Origin of the sequence: Domibacillus sp. (assembly GCF_031181085.1) — a bacterium.
Classification (GTDB): Bacteria; Bacillota; Bacilli; order Bacillales; family Domibacillaceae; genus Domibacillus.
Genome location: NZ_JAPSLE010000011.1, coordinates 25143 through 40219, shown reverse-complemented (window position 1 = coordinate 40219; position 15077 = coordinate 25143). Strand labels below are relative to the sequence as shown.

At 43.3% G+C, this 15077-nt stretch carries 18 protein-coding genes; 12 read left to right on the top strand and 6 right to left on the bottom strand.

Going from position 1 to position 15077, the window contains the following annotated elements; genetic code table 11:
* Positions 1-60 precede the first annotated feature (60 nt).
* A complete protein-coding gene (locus RIN81_RS14385; RefSeq protein WP_309091303.1) occupies positions 61-705 on the top strand; it encodes a uracil-DNA glycosylase in 645 nt (214 codons plus the stop codon).
* Here the strand turns inward: RIN81_RS14385 and RIN81_RS14380 are convergent.
* Positions 676-1947, bottom strand: coding sequence for an MFS transporter (locus tag RIN81_RS14380; protein WP_309091301.1), 1272 nt, complete (start codon positions 1945-1947; stop codon positions 676-678). The genes RIN81_RS14385 and RIN81_RS14380 overlap by 30 nt on opposite strands.
* A gap of 194 nt (positions 1948-2141) precedes the next feature.
* Here RIN81_RS14380 and RIN81_RS14375 point away from each other — a divergent pair, with 194 nt between their 5' ends.
* The 4 genes from RIN81_RS14375 to RIN81_RS14360 all read left to right on the top strand — a co-directional run bounded on the left by RIN81_RS14375 (position 2142) and on the right by RIN81_RS14360 (position 5766).
* Positions 2142-3074, top strand: a complete 933-nt coding sequence (locus RIN81_RS14375; RefSeq protein ID WP_309091298.1) for a manganese-dependent inorganic pyrophosphatase — start codon at positions 2142-2144, stop codon at positions 3072-3074.
* Between the two features lie 127 nt (positions 3075-3201).
* The gene (locus RIN81_RS14370) at positions 3202-4104 is read left to right on the top strand and encodes a YitT family protein (protein WP_309091295.1); all 903 of its coding nucleotides are present in this window, start codon (positions 3202-3204) and stop codon (positions 4102-4104) included.
* A 129-nt stretch (positions 4105-4233) separates the two neighbouring features.
* Positions 4234-4764, top strand: coding sequence for a YceI family protein (locus RIN81_RS14365; protein ID WP_309091293.1), 531 nt, complete (start codon positions 4234-4236; stop codon positions 4762-4764).
* Positions 4765-5151: 387 nt separating this feature from the next.
* Entirely contained in the window at positions 5152-5766 is a 615-nt protein-coding gene (locus RIN81_RS14360) for a PH domain-containing protein (RefSeq protein ID WP_251273277.1), read from the top strand.
* Between the two features lie 33 nt (positions 5767-5799).
* On the opposite strand, the gene RIN81_RS14355 is transcribed toward RIN81_RS14360, so the two are convergent.
* From RIN81_RS14355 to RIN81_RS14345, 3 genes are all read right to left on the bottom strand, one after another.
* Positions 5800-6225: a hypothetical protein gene (locus tag RIN81_RS14355; protein ID WP_309091291.1), complete on the bottom strand. Its 426-nt coding sequence runs from the start codon at positions 6223-6225 to the stop codon at positions 5800-5802.
* 70 nt (positions 6226-6295) lie between these two features.
* Positions 6296-7081: an HAD family hydrolase gene (locus RIN81_RS14350; protein WP_309091286.1), complete on the bottom strand. Its 786-nt coding sequence runs from the start codon at positions 7079-7081 to the stop codon at positions 6296-6298.
* A 36-nt stretch (positions 7082-7117) separates the two neighbouring features.
* Entirely contained in the window at positions 7118-7531 is a 414-nt protein-coding gene (locus RIN81_RS14345; RefSeq protein WP_251273279.1) for a MerR family transcriptional regulator, read from the bottom strand.
* Positions 7532-7668: 137 nt separating this feature from the next.
* Between RIN81_RS14345 and RIN81_RS14340 the strand changes: the two genes are divergently transcribed.
* From RIN81_RS14340 to RIN81_RS14315, 6 genes are all read left to right on the top strand, one after another.
* The gene (locus RIN81_RS14340) at positions 7669-8799 is read left to right on the top strand and encodes a YegS/Rv2252/BmrU family lipid kinase (protein WP_309091284.1); all 1131 of its coding nucleotides are present in this window, start codon (positions 7669-7671) and stop codon (positions 8797-8799) included.
* 124 nt (positions 8800-8923) lie between these two features.
* Positions 8924-9433: a DUF4178 domain-containing protein gene (locus RIN81_RS14335; protein ID WP_309091282.1), complete on the top strand. Its 510-nt coding sequence runs from the start codon at positions 8924-8926 to the stop codon at positions 9431-9433.
* A 20-nt stretch (positions 9434-9453) separates the two neighbouring features.
* A complete protein-coding gene (locus RIN81_RS14330; RefSeq protein ID WP_309091280.1) occupies positions 9454-10125 on the top strand; it encodes a PspA/IM30 family protein in 672 nt (223 codons plus the stop codon).
* Positions 10126-10182: 57 nt separating this feature from the next.
* Positions 10183-10743: a DUF4247 domain-containing protein gene (locus RIN81_RS14325; RefSeq protein ID WP_309091278.1), complete on the top strand. Its 561-nt coding sequence runs from the start codon at positions 10183-10185 to the stop codon at positions 10741-10743.
* Positions 10744-10768: 25 nt separating this feature from the next.
* A complete protein-coding gene (locus RIN81_RS14320) occupies positions 10769-11164 on the top strand; it encodes a DUF350 domain-containing protein (protein WP_242235291.1) in 396 nt (131 codons plus the stop codon).
* A 12-nt stretch (positions 11165-11176) separates the two neighbouring features.
* The gene (locus RIN81_RS14315; protein WP_309091276.1) at positions 11177-12718 is read left to right on the top strand and encodes a polyamine aminopropyltransferase; all 1542 of its coding nucleotides are present in this window, start codon (positions 11177-11179) and stop codon (positions 12716-12718) included.
* A gap of 85 nt (positions 12719-12803) precedes the next feature.
* On the opposite strand, the gene RIN81_RS14310 is transcribed toward RIN81_RS14315, so the two are convergent.
* Together RIN81_RS14310 and cls are read right to left on the bottom strand one after the other, a co-directional pair.
* Positions 12804-12986: an SE1832 family protein gene (locus tag RIN81_RS14310; protein WP_309091274.1), complete on the bottom strand. Its 183-nt coding sequence runs from the start codon at positions 12984-12986 to the stop codon at positions 12804-12806.
* 292 nt (positions 12987-13278) lie between these two features.
* Entirely contained in the window at positions 13279-14751 is a 1473-nt protein-coding gene (gene cls / locus RIN81_RS14305; RefSeq protein ID WP_375164557.1) for a cardiolipin synthase, read from the bottom strand.
* A 160-nt stretch (positions 14752-14911) separates the two neighbouring features.
* On the opposite strand from cls, the gene RIN81_RS14300 reads away from it, so the two are divergent.
* Entirely contained in the window at positions 14912-15070 is a 159-nt protein-coding gene (locus tag RIN81_RS14300) for an Lmo0850 family protein (RefSeq protein ID WP_309091272.1), read from the top strand.
* Positions 15071-15077: the final 7 nt, after the last annotated feature.

Genomic DNA, 15077 nt, shown 5'->3' with positions numbered 1-15077 from the left:
AGGCGGGTTTTTCTTTTGAGGAAAAGGGAAAAATGAGTAAAAAAAGAAAGAAGCGATCGTATGAGAATTCCCGAAGAGCTTGCTGAGCTCGGCAAAAAAAGAATCGAGCCGTATCCGGTCGAAGGATTTGTCTACGGAAGCGGGCCAGAGCACCCAAAGCTTATGCTTGTTGGAGAAGCACCCGGTGAAACCGAAATTGGAAACGGCATTCCGTTCAGCGGCCGGGCAGGAAAAGAGTTAATGAAATTTCTAGAGATGGCAGGGGTTGGCCGGGAAGAGGTGTATATTACAAGTGCCGTACGAAGCCGCCCGTACAAATGGGGTGAAAAAAGGGGGCCGGACGGTGTGACCGTGAAAAGAAAATACAACCGTGCCCCGACCAGCCGTGAAATTCTTGCGCACGCACCGCTGCTTGATTATGAGATTGAGCATGTAAAAGCGCCGATTATTGTCACACTGGGCAATATCGGCTTAAAACGGCTGGTCGGAAATGACAAAAAAGTATCCGATCTTCATGGTGAACTGCTCGTACAGCCAGTACTGCAGCTAAAGGAAGAACAGTTTGAATGGACTAAAAAGAACTATCGGATTTTCCCCACTTTTCATCCAGCGTCCATCTTTTATAACCGCCGCCTGCTTGAGCTGATTCATGAAGATATGGAAAAGCTTCGCCTGCTACGCCGGGATTTTCCGATGTACGATTAAGCCGATTAACACAAACAGCATCAATGATGAAAGAGCTGCCCGGCTGGCAATGTCACCATGGTCAGCGAGCAAGAGCGTGATTGTGCCATACATAAGCGGGCCGACAATAGCGGACAGCTTGCCGGAAAAAGCAAACAGCCCAAAAAACTGGCCTCGCTTGTTTTCAGGAGAAAGCTCGATAATCAGCACGCGGGACGTGACCCAAACTGCGCCGAGTGCCACGCCGAATAAGCTGCCTGTTATCCAAAACATCGGCTGATTGATGGCAAAGGTCCCGAGCAAAAGGGCGGCGAACAAAATGATCCCGACGTAAAAAACAGCGCGTCTTGCACCGGCTGACCGCGTAACATAGCCGAAAATAAATGAACCGATGATGCTCGAAATGGTTGAAACAAGGTAAAGTAAAATAAATTCACCCGATGAAAAACCGACAATGGCTTTTGCATACACGGCCATCATGGCGATGGCAGTGGCAATGGCGTCATTGAGGAAGAAGTAAACGATCATAAACAAAAAGATTGGGCGGTATCTTTTCATATCTTTAAATGTTTCCCGCACATCCCGGTAACCGGAGAAAAAAGGGCGTTTTGCCTGCGCAGGGCGCGGCGTTTCTTTGTAAAACAGAACAAGCGGCAAAGTGAAAAGTAAAAACAAGCCCGCAGTCGGTAAAAAAGCATCCGCATACGTACCGCCGCTGGCGAGCGGATAAACAGCCAAGCCGACAAGTGTACCCATATAACCGATGGCCACTCCGAACCCTGACAGAAGCGGCATCGTTTCTTTTGTACTGATGTCAGGCAGCATCGCATCATAAAAAATTAAGCTGGACTGGTAGAAAAACTTGGCCGCCACAAACAATACAACAACCACCATAAAAGCTGCCGGCAGACCGTGCCAGTGTCCAAAGTTCTGCGGGGCGGCCAGCCCCATAAGAGCAGTGGACAAAATGGCAGCAAAAGCAAAAAACATGACGCAGCGCTTTTTGCGTCCGCTTTGATCAATCCATACACCGAATAAAGGAGAGAAAACAACGAGAAAAAAACTTGAAACAGCATTGGCATAAGACAAGAAGGTACTGGCAATTTGATCAAGCCGTTCGCTTCCGCCCGCGATTTCCTGTACATAAAAAGGGAAGAAAATCGTTGTAATATTCGATGAGAAAATCGTATTAGCGAAATCATATAAAGCCCAGGAAAGAATGGGCATGGTAAAAAACCATTTCCAGCCCCCTTTGTTTCGCATAAAAACACCTCCATAGTAATATAATTCCAATCGGCATTCTTTCATTCCTGCTCTTTACAATAATTTAACGTTTAAACCAATTAACCCTATAGGTTTTTAAAATCATTTCCGCTATACTGTAATTAAAGCGGGACACTTTTTTCGTTTTACGTTAAAATGAAACGGAATACTCTACATAAAGCGAGGGAAAACAATTGGGAAAAACATTTATTTTTGGCCACAAAAACCCGGATACGGATTCAATCTGCTCAGCAATCGTTTATGCTGACTTGAAAACGAAGCTTGGCTTTGACGTGGAAGCGGTTCGCCTTGGTGATATCAACGATGAAACGGCTTTTGTGTTAAAAACATTTAATGCGGAAGTGCCGCGTTTAATTGAAAAAGCGTCACCAGAAGTAGACTCTGTTATTTTAGTGGACCACAATGAGCGTCAGCAAAGTGTAGATGACATTGATGACGTACATGTTCTTGAAGTTATCGACCACCACCGGATTGCTAACTTTGAAACAGCAGATCCGCTTTACTACCGTGCGGAGCCAGTTGGCTGCACAACGACTATTTTAAACAAGCTTTACAAAGAGCATGGTGTGGAAATCGAAAAAGAGATTGCCGGTTTGATGCTGTCAGCGATCATTTCTGATTCTCTTTTGTTTAAATCACCAACATGTACAGAGCAGGACGTAAAAGCTGCGCAGGAACTGGCCCAAATTGCTGGGATAGATGCGAATGAATACGGCCTTAATATGCTGAAAGCGGGTGCGGATTTAAGCGGCAAAACAGCAGAAGAGCTTATCGGTATCGATGCGAAAGTATTCCCGATGGGCAGCAAAAAAGTAGAAATCGCACAAATTAACGCTATTGATCCAGCTGATGTGTTAGCGCTGAAAGCGGAGCTTGAGCAAGCGGTAACAGATGCGATCGTAGAAAAAACACTTGATCTATTCCTTGTAGTCATTACAGATATCTTAAACAGCGACTCTGTAGCTATCGCGATTGGTGCAGAAACTTCAGCTGTGGAAGAGGCGTTCAATGTAAAACTTGACGACAACCAGGCGCTTTTAAAAGGTGTCGTATCCCGTAAAAAACAAATCGTTCCTGTATTAACTGAAATTCTTCAAAATCGTTAAGTTCAAATGTCCTTGTTATGCAGGTTGTTAATGAACAGAAAAGCGTCTCTTTTCAAGAGGCGCTTTTTTTGCTTTTGGGAACTTGCTATAATAGAAAGAATAAATATAGAAATAAAGGGGTGAGCGGATGGAACAGCTACAAGCAGCACCACAAGAACCGAATCGTCAAAGGCAGCATCAAAAAGCAGGACCGAGGCGCTTATTGAAACGAACATTATTTATTTTTATCGGCGCTATATTAATGGCTATTGGCATTGAAATTTTCCTGGTACCCAACTCGATTATGGACGGTGGTATTGTAGGGGTTTCGATTATTTTATCTAGTATAACTGGAATCAAGATAGGTCTTTTTTTATTTTTACTGAATATTCCGTTCTTTTTCCTCGGCTATAAACAAATAGGCAAAACATTTGCGCTTTCGACGATTTTTGGGATTACCGTGTTAGCGATTTTCTCCACGTTCCTGCATCCAGTAGCAGCTTTTACAAGCGATATTCTGTTGGCTTCTGTGTTTGGCGGTATTGTGCTTGGGGCGGGGGTAGGAACAGTCATCCGGTATGGGGGCTCCCTCGACGGTACGGAAATTTTAGCGATTTTGATCAACAAGAGACTGCCATTTTCAGTTGGTGAAATTGTCATGTTTTTTAACGTATTTATTTTTTTATGGGGCGGCTTCGTATTCGGCTGGGACCGGGCCATGTATTCTGTGCTCGCGTACTTTGTAGCTTTTAAAACAATTGACGTAGTAATTCAAGGGCTGGATGAGTCGAAATCAGCCTGGATTATCTCTGATCAGTACAAAGAAATCGGTGAAGCGATTATCGCCCGCCTTGGCCGCGGTGTTACGTACTTAGATGGAGAAGGTGCTTATACTGGCGAAGACAAAAAAGTCATTTTCTGTGTCATTACCAGGCTTGAAGAAGCGAAATTAAAATCCATTGTAGAAGATTTGGATGAAGGAGCATTTCTTGCAGTGGCAGATATTGCGGAAGTGCGAGGCGGACGCTTTAAGAAAAAAGATATTCACTAAGCCAAAGGCTCGGCCAATGCCGAGGCTTTTTTTTCTGGAAAAAACTGTACTATTATCTTGAATTTTAAATATACATAGTTTGTACTAAGGTTACAAAGTTACTTTTATGAACTAGTAGGGGTATGCAAAATGGCAGTATTAACATTTGACCAGGTACACAGCGGGATTGCATTTCAAGTAAAACATATGATGGTATCGAAAACAAAAGGTGAATTTACAAGCTTTGATGTGCAATTTGACGGTGATGTCAATCAATTAGAAGCTGCAAAATGGATTGTATCGATTGATACGGCATCAATTGATACAAATAACGAAGATCGGGACAACCACCTTCGTTCAGGTGATTTCTTTAATGCGGAACAGCATCCGGAAATCACATTTATCAGCGATACGATCCAAAAGGTATCCGAAAATGAATACGAGGTAACTGGCCAGCTCACATTAAAAGGTGTTACAAATACAGAGACATTTACCGTTAAATATAACGGGACATCAAAAAGCCCAATAGATGGCAGCACAATTGCCGGTTTTGATGCAGAAGGCAAAATAAACCGTGAGGCATACGGTTTAACATGGAATGCTCCGCTTGAAACAGGTGGTGTTCTTGTAGGAAAAGACGTAAAATTCAGTGCGAATTTTGAATTTGTTGTTGTTGGGTAAAAAAGAAAAAGCATGTCCCTCAAAACAGGGGTATGCTTTTTCTTTAGCAGTCAGCACCGTTATTACGATTTAGGACTGTTTTCTGAATGTGAAAAAATGTATCCATGCATAAACAGGACTGAACGAAATAGTTGCGGATAAATGATGTTAGACCTCGGTTTAGAACACCGAACATATGGAAGACTGGGATAGATAATCCCAAATCGAAATGGCACGCTTATCGTCATGAATTATTTTTAACCGTTAAAATGCCCTCCTGGTGAATAATTGAACTCTTTCTTGAGTAAAAATAGTTTGTCGTGAAAGGGGCCTTTAAAAAAGTGAAACCTTTAGCGAGAGAATAGCGTATGCATTCATATACTTCGTTATAAAAGGAGCTGGTATATCGTGTTTGGAAAAGTAGCAGCAGATGTATTAGGATTGAGCGATGTCGGAGCGGTTATTAAGCCTGCAGACTATGATAAGGTCGATGCAGACGATTACATTATGCATGAAGACGATGAGAAAATTTATTTTCTGATCAAATCAAAAGCAGATGAATATTGCTTTACCAATCTTGGGCTTGTTCACGTAGATGGAGCGAACGCAGTCAGCAAAAAGCGGCTGCTTCGCCGGTATAACTATGTGGCAAACCGTGTTTCAAACGTGTACCTTGAAACAGCAGGTACTGTCGATCTGGATGTGGAAATCAAGTTTACGCTTGGAACCCAGACGTATTCGATTGATGTGCATAAAAAGCACCTGGAAGAGCTAAAGGATTTATACAAAGCGCTATTGAAAATTGCTGAAATGCAGCAGGAAAACGAAATGAATTTTGGCTATGCGCAGCAAAGCTTAGAAATGTCCGCCAATTCTATTAAAAACATTACAAAAACACAAATTGATTTGGCTGCCGAGTTTGAAAAGGTGAATGTATACGCTTTTGACTGGCTGAAAAAATCGAGTGATACGTACCGGGTAAAAGACTTCGGTGCCGTGTTTGAAAAATATATCAACAATTAAAAAATATCCCGCCGGTTACCGGCGGGATATTTTTTAATATTCTACAGTCACATTTTGCAGGTCAGCTTCTTCACACGGAAAAAGGGTATAGCCGAGCTCTTTAACTTTCTCTTTCATGCTGGCAGAGCAATCCGGCCCGAGCACAAGAAACGTCCGGTCGCGCTGTACGTTTTTGCGAAAAGACGACAGCATGCCAAACAGGGCAGATGCTTTTTCTTCCGACAGGGACTGAGTAAAAGAGGAAGTGGACTCTATTACGGGAACAATCCATAATTCACATGCGTTTTCCGTTTGAAGAAGCTGTTCAAATACATTTGCTTTTTCAAGCGGTGTTCGCATCGTATCATCCCGAAGCTCATACACTTCTTTATTGTCTAATGAAGCCTCCGCAAACGGGCGGCTGTTTTTTTTATCAAAAATTTTAATATCCAGCTTGGATGGTTCAAGATGCTTTTCCATTTAAGTCTCTCCTCTTAACAGGTAACTGTTTCTTTTCAACATTATTTACCCGTTTTTCGTCAGGATAAACCTATTCGATCAGTGAAAGAATATCTTTTAACCGGCTGAGTGTGTGTACAGGATTTGCTCCTTCAACGATTTTTCCTTCTCCGCCATGATTAATCCAGGCTGATTCGATGCCGGCGCGGGTCGCACCTAAAATGTCCGTGCCTTGATTATCGCCTACCATTAACACATCACCCGGCTCCAGGTCCATTAAGCGGAGGGCGTGGTCAAAAATTGCTTTTTCCGGTTTTCCAAAACCAAAATGCCCAGAGATAAGCACGTGCTCAAAATACGGGACAAGTTCCGGCGTCATCGTCAGTTTTTCCAATTGAAGCGAAGGAGCTCCATTGGTTAAAAGCAGGAGGCGGATGCCTTTATCGCGCAACGTGTTTAAAACATCAAAGGTTTCTTCGTACACAAAAGCAGATTTGCGGCGGACATTACGGAAACGATCGCGTGCCCATTCTGCTTCGGACGCAGGGATCCCGGCTTGTTTCAAGCCATTTTCCCAGGCTTTTAATTGATAATCGGCAATTTGATCTCCCATAGACCGGAAGCCGTTATGGTGCACGTCGCCGAAATTACCCCAAAGACCTTCGAACGGATTAATTCCAATGGAAAGAGTGACTGGGTAAAAGTCATATGTCTGATATTGCGCATGAGCAGCCGTGCGGACGTGCTTTTCTATCTCGGCTGCATCCTTTTCATATTTTTCCGCCAGCTCGCCGCAAGTCACATCAAATGCGGTTTGGATGCTTTTTCTGTCATCCAGCAGTGTATCATCAAGATCAAAAAAAACAGCTTTTTTCAATGTAACGTTCTCCTTCTTTTTAGCATAGTTCTTTACCTATTTCGACAAAAAATTCAAAAATCCTGCTTTTCGGCGCGGCAAAAGAAAAAAAGAAGGCGGTGAATAATCAGGAATATGGTGGGCAGGCAGGCGTGCAAGCTGGGAAGAAAGGTTATCGTATAAATGAATTAAATGCTCCTGACGTTGTTCAATGGCAGACAAGCGGTCTTCAATCAAAGACAGATAGGCGGTTTGTCCGATCATATTGGCTGCCTGGCCGGGAGGAAGGTCTTCGGAGGCGGCGGTTTCGATCATCTGGCGCAGCGTAGCCATTTCTTTTTCATCAAACATCCGGACATTCCGTTTTCCAGACTCGAACCGGAAGCCAGCTCCCTCAAGAGCAATTACATATTTGCTTAAGGTTGTTGGACTGATGTTTAAAGCAGCGGCCGCTTCTTTTGTAGTATGCACAGAAAATCCCTCCTTTGTTCTTTTTAAAATCATTCTTCACCGGACGCTGATTTCCTTTCACTAGTTTTGGCGAAAAAGGGCAGCCAGCTATGTTCTTTTCGTCAAAATCCGGGTATACAAGCGGTAGGTGACTTATTATGAAATTAATCAGCTGGACGTATACAAAGCGGTATAACGTTAAAGCCATATTTGATCGGTTTCCGCAATCGAATGTGATTTTCCGGCTTATAAACAAATATTATTTTATTTATATTGTGAACTGGTCGGAGCAGGATCCGCCGGTTTGTAAACAGGATTTGGAGAGGATGGAACTGCTGCTGAACGATGAACTTGGAACCGGGCAGTTTTACCGGAATCGACGATCGAGTAAACAAGGAGGCAAAGGAAGCATGAAAAGAGCCATGATAATTGCGAATCCTTCTTCTGGAAAAGAACAGGCGGAGGAATACATTGACTCTATTTATAAGCAGCTCCAGGTGTCAGGATATGAGGTGGAAACCCGTTTAACCAGAGGGGAAGGAGACGCCATGAGTTTTGCAAAAGAAGCCTGCGAACGGCATTTGGATGCAGTGATTGCAATGGGCGGAGATGGAACGATGAACGAAACTGTAAACGGCCTGGCTGAACAGCCGCACCGCCCTGTTATGGGGGTAGTTCCGCTCGGTACCGTCAATGATTTTGCGCGTGCGCTGCATATTCCGCTCGAGCCGGAGGAGGCTATTCAGGTATTAGGAGGCAGAACAAAGCCTGCTGATATTGGCAAAGTAAATGGTCGTTATTTTTTAAATATTTTAGCTATTGGAGGGATTGCAGAAGCAACCGGTGAAGTAACGTCGGCTCAAAAAACGACGCTGGGCGCGCTCGCTTATTTCGTAGAAGGCTTTAAAACCCTGCGGGATAAAACACCGTTTCCCCTGACAATTGAAACGAAGGACCGGACATTTGAAGAAGAAGCCCTTATTTTTCTGGCTGCTCTTACAAATTCAGTGGGCGGATTTGAAAAGCTTGCGCCTGAGGCAAAATCGGCAGATGGCTTTTTTCATTGCTTTATCGTTAAAGATGTGGCACTGCCAAAATTGATACGTATCGGTGCGAATTTATTAAAAGGAGACCTGGGAGAAGACCCAGATGTTTTATATTTCCGGTCCCAAAAGTTGAATGTCCGCTCTACAACGGAATTAAAAGCAAATGTAGACGGCGATATGGGGGATGCTGTTCCGCTGAGCCTCGAAGTACTGCAGGGCCATATTAAGGTGTTTATTCCATAAGCGATGTCTTTTAAAAAAGAACAACTGTTTCCATTTGTGAATAAAAATGACTTTTTCTTCGTTATAGTTAAAAAAGTGAAACGATTCTGCCATCAGTCCGTACATAAAAGAGAGGTGAGTAAAGATGGGGTTTTGGAAGAAGCTTTTTGGAAGCACCGCAGAAACCGTACCGGAAACAAAAGAGCGGACTTTATTGAATTTACGAGTTGGCGATTTTGTCACGTATGACTTAGCCGATTATGAAGTAACGGGAAAAATCCATTACAATGACAGCGGTTATACGTGGGATGCTTATCAGCTTGCTGCATCCGGTAAAACCCTCTGGCTGAGCGTAGAGCTCGATGATGAGCTGGAAGTTGGCATGTATGAAAAGGTCCGGATTTCCAAATTGGAGCCGGGAGCGAAAAAAGTAACGCATGATGGGCGCACATACTACCTTGAAGAAAGTGGACGTGCTTATGTAAAAGCAGAAGGCCGAAGTGAAAACGTCCACGGCCGAAACGTTGATTACTATGATTATACAGATGATTCGGAGGAACACTTTTTATCTGTGGAAGTATGGGGCGGCGATGTTGAAGTCAGCTATGGACACGAAATTGAAGAATATGAAATCACTATTTTAGCGGGAAGCTAACCAATACTGGAGGAGAGAATATGTTTCAATTTTTTAAACGTGTACAAACATACGTAGGCTCCGAACTGAATGCGGCACTTGATAAAGCGGAAGACCCGGTGAAAATGCTCGATCAGTTTATGCGGGAAATGTCAGCAGATATTCGTGATGCGGAAACAGCTGTTGCCAAGCAGCTTGCCAACGAAAAAATGCTGAAAAAGAAATATGATGACGCAAACAGCATGGTGGAAAAGCGCCAGCAGCAGGCTATTGACGCCCTTGAAGCAGGAAATGAGGATCTGGCACGCCGTGCGCTTGAGGATAAAAACAATCATGCAAAGCAAGCAGAGTCCATGAAAGAAGCACATAAGCAGGCGGCAGAGGATGTGGCTGTTCTCCGTGAGAAGCTGGCAGAAATGAAGCGTGAATATGATGAAATGCAGTTGCGAAAAGATTCATTAAAAGCGCGCGCTGAATCGGCTAAAACGCGCACAAAGATGAACCGCGCCATGTCCTCTGTCGGCGGGGATGAATCAAGACGCGGCTTTGAGCGGATGGAAGAAAAAGTGATGCAGTATGAAGCAGAAGCTGAAACGTCGGAGGATTTACGTGCAGGTTCGCGAAGCCTTGATGATGAACTTGCTGCTTTAAAGAAAAACAGCGCAGTAGATGACGAACTCGCCGCTCTTAAGCAAAAACTCGGAAAAGAATAAGGAACCGCGGTCCGCCTGTTGCGGCGGGCCGTTTCTGTTCATTTGGAGTGTTTTCATATGAAAATAAAAAAATGGATGATTGTCACCGCTGCATCGGTTTTTCTTTTTGCTGCCTGCGGTCTGCAGGAAGCAGATGACTATGTTGATGAAAATTATACATTTGTTGATGCTGTACAAAACAATATAAACACAAACGACCAGGCGATGCTTTACCGCACGAATCAAAGCTTGCAGGAAACGGCCGCTGAGCTGATTGATGTAGAGCAGCCGGAAAAAATCGGCCAGAAAGTGGACGGCCGCCAAGTGCTTGTCTACGACAATGAATTTATTATTTTAACGGAAGATCCGGAAAATCCAGCCTCCACGCTTGTGGAAGTAGCAGAAGATGAATTTGTCCGTACGCATTACAATCCTGGCTTTTTCTCAGGTATGCTGCTCGGTTCATTGTTGAATGGGCGTTTTGGTTCAAATTGGGAGCGGACACAAGCGAACCGGTGCCGGTATAACGATGACGGCTGCTATTCAGGCGGTGGCTATTACGGAGGCGGTGTGTTTTCTAACGGCTCTTATGGCCGTGGGTCGACATTCCGCGGCGGCGGACCGGGAGAAGGAAAATAATGAAACGAAATGAGGGAATGAAGCTGTGAATCCATTTTTACTGACATTTTTGTATTTTATCGTAGCCATTGCAGTGGTTGTAGTCGGATTGATTGTTTTTGAACAAATTACAAGAAAGTATAAAGACTGGGATGAAATAAGAGGAAACAATACAGCCGTTGCCCTGTCAATCGGCGGGAAAATTATCGGCATCTGTATTATTATTACTTTTTCTATTTTTCACAACGATACAATTACGGAAACGATTATATGGGGTTTATTCGGTATGGTACTGCAGCTTGCAGCGTATATCTTGTTTGAGCTGATGACAAGAAGCTTTTCTGTAGAAGAACAGCTGAAATCAGGCAACCTTGCGGTAGGAATTGTTTCCTTTTCTGTTTCAGTCGGGCTGGCGTTTGTTATTGGCGCTTCGATTTCATAAGGCGGTGTTTTGATGACTGAACAGCATTCCATCCGGCAAAGCCGGTCGATTTATTATGCATCGGGCATTGTCTCGATATGCGGCATTATCTTTGAAGTACTGTTCGGCGCACTCGGTTCGTACATTTTAGGAGATGGAGTGAAGCAGTATACACTCACCATCTCCCTTTTTTTAACCGGAATGGGCATCGGCGCATACATAAGCGAGAAAGTAACCCGCCGCTTAATTGCTTCGTTTATTTGGATTGAATACGGCATTGGTATCATTGGCGGATTTTCAGCTCTTCTTCTATTTGGCGTAACGGCTTATTTGCCGGAAGGAACAGACGCTTTATTTTTATACAGTGTAACGCTGCTTGTTGGAACGTTAACGGGCGTGGAGCTGCCCATTTTAATCCGGAAAGCAAATGAAATCGGTGTGTCGCTTCAAAAAAGTGCAGCTAAAGTGCTGTTTTCCGACTACGCCGGCGGTTTAATTGGCGGTCTGTTGTTTTTATTTCTGCTTCGGCCATACTTTGGACTTGTGAAAACGTCTTTTCTTGTCGCTTTAATTAACATCGCTGTCGCACTGTGGATTGTTTTTCAATTTCGTTCTGAATTAAAGCAATTTAAGCTTCATGCGGCGTGCGGCATTGCGTTTTTAGGGATTTTAACAGCCGGGGCTCTTTTTGGTGAGGAAGCGGCATTTCACTTCGAGCAGAAATTATACAAAGACCCAGTCATGTTTTCGGAACAAACGGCTTACCAAAAAATTGTGTTAACGAGAGAACAGGGAGATACCCGTTTATACTTGGATGGACAGCTTCAATTCAGTTCGTCTGATGAACACCGGTATCATGAAATTCTCGTCCATCCAACAATGGCAGCAGCTGCCCGCCACGAGCGTGTTTTAGTGCTTGGCGGAGGTGATGGACTGGCAGTAAGGGAGCTGCTGAAATATCAGGATCTTGGCCGTGTTACACTTGTGGACCTTGATCCTGCCATGACAGAAACCGCACGTACGAATCACTTATTAACCGATTTAAATAAGAGATCACTTGATGATCCTCATGTAGATATTGTTAATCAGGATGCTTTTCAGTTTTTAGAAAAAGCAGACGGATTTTATGATGTCATCATTATCGATTTGCCGGATCCAAACAACGAATCACTGAACAAATTATATACCCAGGAGTTTTACTCTCTCGCCCGCAATCACCTGCAGGCAGACGGTGCAATGATTGTCCAGGCAACAAGTCCCGTGTTTGCACCACAAGTTTATTGGACCATTGACCGGACCATCCAGGCAGCCGGATTAAAAACGGAAAACCTGCACGCGGACATTCCAAGCTTTGGCGGGTGGGGATATGTGCTGGCATCAAGAGAGGGCATAGATGTAGAAGGGCTTTCCTTAATAAAAGATACGCGCTATTTAACAGCTGACCTGCTGCCAGCTTTAACGAAATTCGGGAAGGACGAAGATGCAGAAATGGAAGATGGGGCCCAAATTGAGCCGAACACCCTTATTCGTCCAAATTTAATTGAAGTTTATGAAAAATCATGGCGCTACTATTAATAAAGAAAAAGCCGGTCCCTATTTAGGAGCCGGCTTTTGTTATGTTGTGATACGTCCCTTAACTATATACAAAGGGAAGACCGTTTTACTTTTCCGCTTTTAAAAGCAGTTCGTTTAATTCTTTTAACTCTTTTTCCATTTCAACGAGTCTTTCTTCTGCTTTTGATACGCCGTTTCCGGTAGATTCTAATTTTTCGATGTCGCCCTGTACACGCATATAGTCCATTTTTAATTCTTGAATCTTGTATTGAATTTGTGACTTGTTCATGAATAAACCGCCTTTTTTCTTTTAGTTTACCAAATGAAAAAGCTGCCTGCATAGGGCAGGCAGCTTTTAATATTTAGCGGGAAACCATAAATTCAACAGCGAGGCTTAAGAAAAAAGCCGTATGGACCACCGCAAAAACGAGCCCGTGTTTATTTAACTGCCGCATAAGTACTTGATCCATATCTATCACCTCGTAATTATTTTGTAAATATAATATATCATATGTTCACAAAATGTTCAAAACTTATTTACGAAATTTTAACAAAAAGAAAAAGAAGCGAGCTTCGCTTCTTTAAAGGATCGGCGATAGGAGCCGAGAAATAGATTCCTTGAATTTAATAACAGGAGAGCGCTGATAATACAGTTGAGGTGTTAATTCAAAACAGACCGTCATGTCATGACGGAAAATTTTTGCCAGCTGGCGGCCAGTTTCGTAATCATACATAAAGGCGTTCACTTCAAAATTTAAGCGAAAGCTGCGGACGTCAATATTTGCTGTACCGACCGAGCTCAGCTTTTCGTCTACGACAATGGTTTTAGCATGAATAAAGCCGTCGTCGTAAATATAAATTTTTGCTCCTGCTTTTAATAGTTCTCCGGCATAGGAGTAGGTAGCCCAGTAGACAAAAGGGTGGTCCGGTTTATTGGGCACCATAATTTTTACATCGATTCCAGACAAAGCGGCGATACGAAGTGCGTCTAAAATGCTGGCATCTGGAATAAAATAAGGAGTCTGGATATAAATAGACTTTTTTGCTGTTGAAATAAGCTGAAGGTAGCCGCTTTTAATTTGATCCCATTCTGAATCCGGCCCGCTGGTCACAATTTGCATGGCGGTATCACCGGTTGTAGCCGGCACGGGGAACAGTCGTTCATCGTACATAAAATCATGCCGTTTAGATGCTTGGTTCCAATCTAGAATAAACCGAGTCTGCAGTGCATGAACGGCGCTGCCTGAGACACGCAGGTGAGTATCTCTCCAATAGCCGAAGGCCGGGTCCTTTCCTAAGTATTCATCACCAACATTAAAGCCGCCTACATAGCCGATCTGTCCATCAATGACAACAATTTTTCTGTGATTTCTGTAATTCAGCCGTAAGTTAATTAAGGGAATGCGGGAAGGGAAAAAGGTCTCTACCACGCCGCCGGCTTCAATAAGCTTCCGAAAATGTTTACGCCGAAGCGTTCTTGAACCCATATCATCATACAACACGCGTACCTCCACACCTGCCAGTGCTTTTTCCGTTAAAAGAGTAATAATCTCTTTGCCAAGCCGGTCATTTCGGAAAATATAGTACTGTACATGAATATGGTTTTTGGCTCTGCGCATATCGTTCATCAGAGAATCAAATTTTTCAGCGCCATCTGTATAGATATAAACTTGATTATCTTCCGATAAAACTGCGTCATTATAGCTTAGCAGCATAGAAATAAGTTTCGTATTTTCTTTTGTATGAGGGTTGGCAAACGGATAAATACCGCGTTTTATAGCTCTTTTTTGATGGCTGATTTGTTCTTCAAGTCCTATTTTTTTCTTGTCTTCCCAATCGAATAACCGCTTTCTGCTTAAATTCTGTCCGAATATAAGATAAAGAACAAAACCAAGAAGCGGAAGGAAAAACAAGACCATCAGCCACGCCCATGTTGCGCCTGCATCGCGCCGCTCCATAAAAATAATGGCTGAAGCGAGCACTATGTTCAATGTGAAAAGCACGTAAGCAGCCCACGGGAAAAAATACAATTCAATGATCACGTTCATCACCATTCCGTTCAATTTAAATAGTCACTTTCACTATACACGAAAAAGTCATAAATATCCGGATTGAAAAAGGAAAAAAGGGGAACATAAAGAAGGATTATAAAAAAATGAAACGCTTTTGTATAAAGAACGTATAAACCATTAAACGTGAAAAGGATGGATGACCATGAAGAGTGCGGATCGGACGAGAAAAATTGTCGATAATCTTACCAGGCTGGGTGTAAAAGCAACCGTAACCAAATCAAGAACAGCGCTATGGAACGCTTTGAAATGCAGGGAAGCACAGAGCCAGTTGAAGGCGGTTACCTCCTGCCACTCTGGATAAGAAGGGA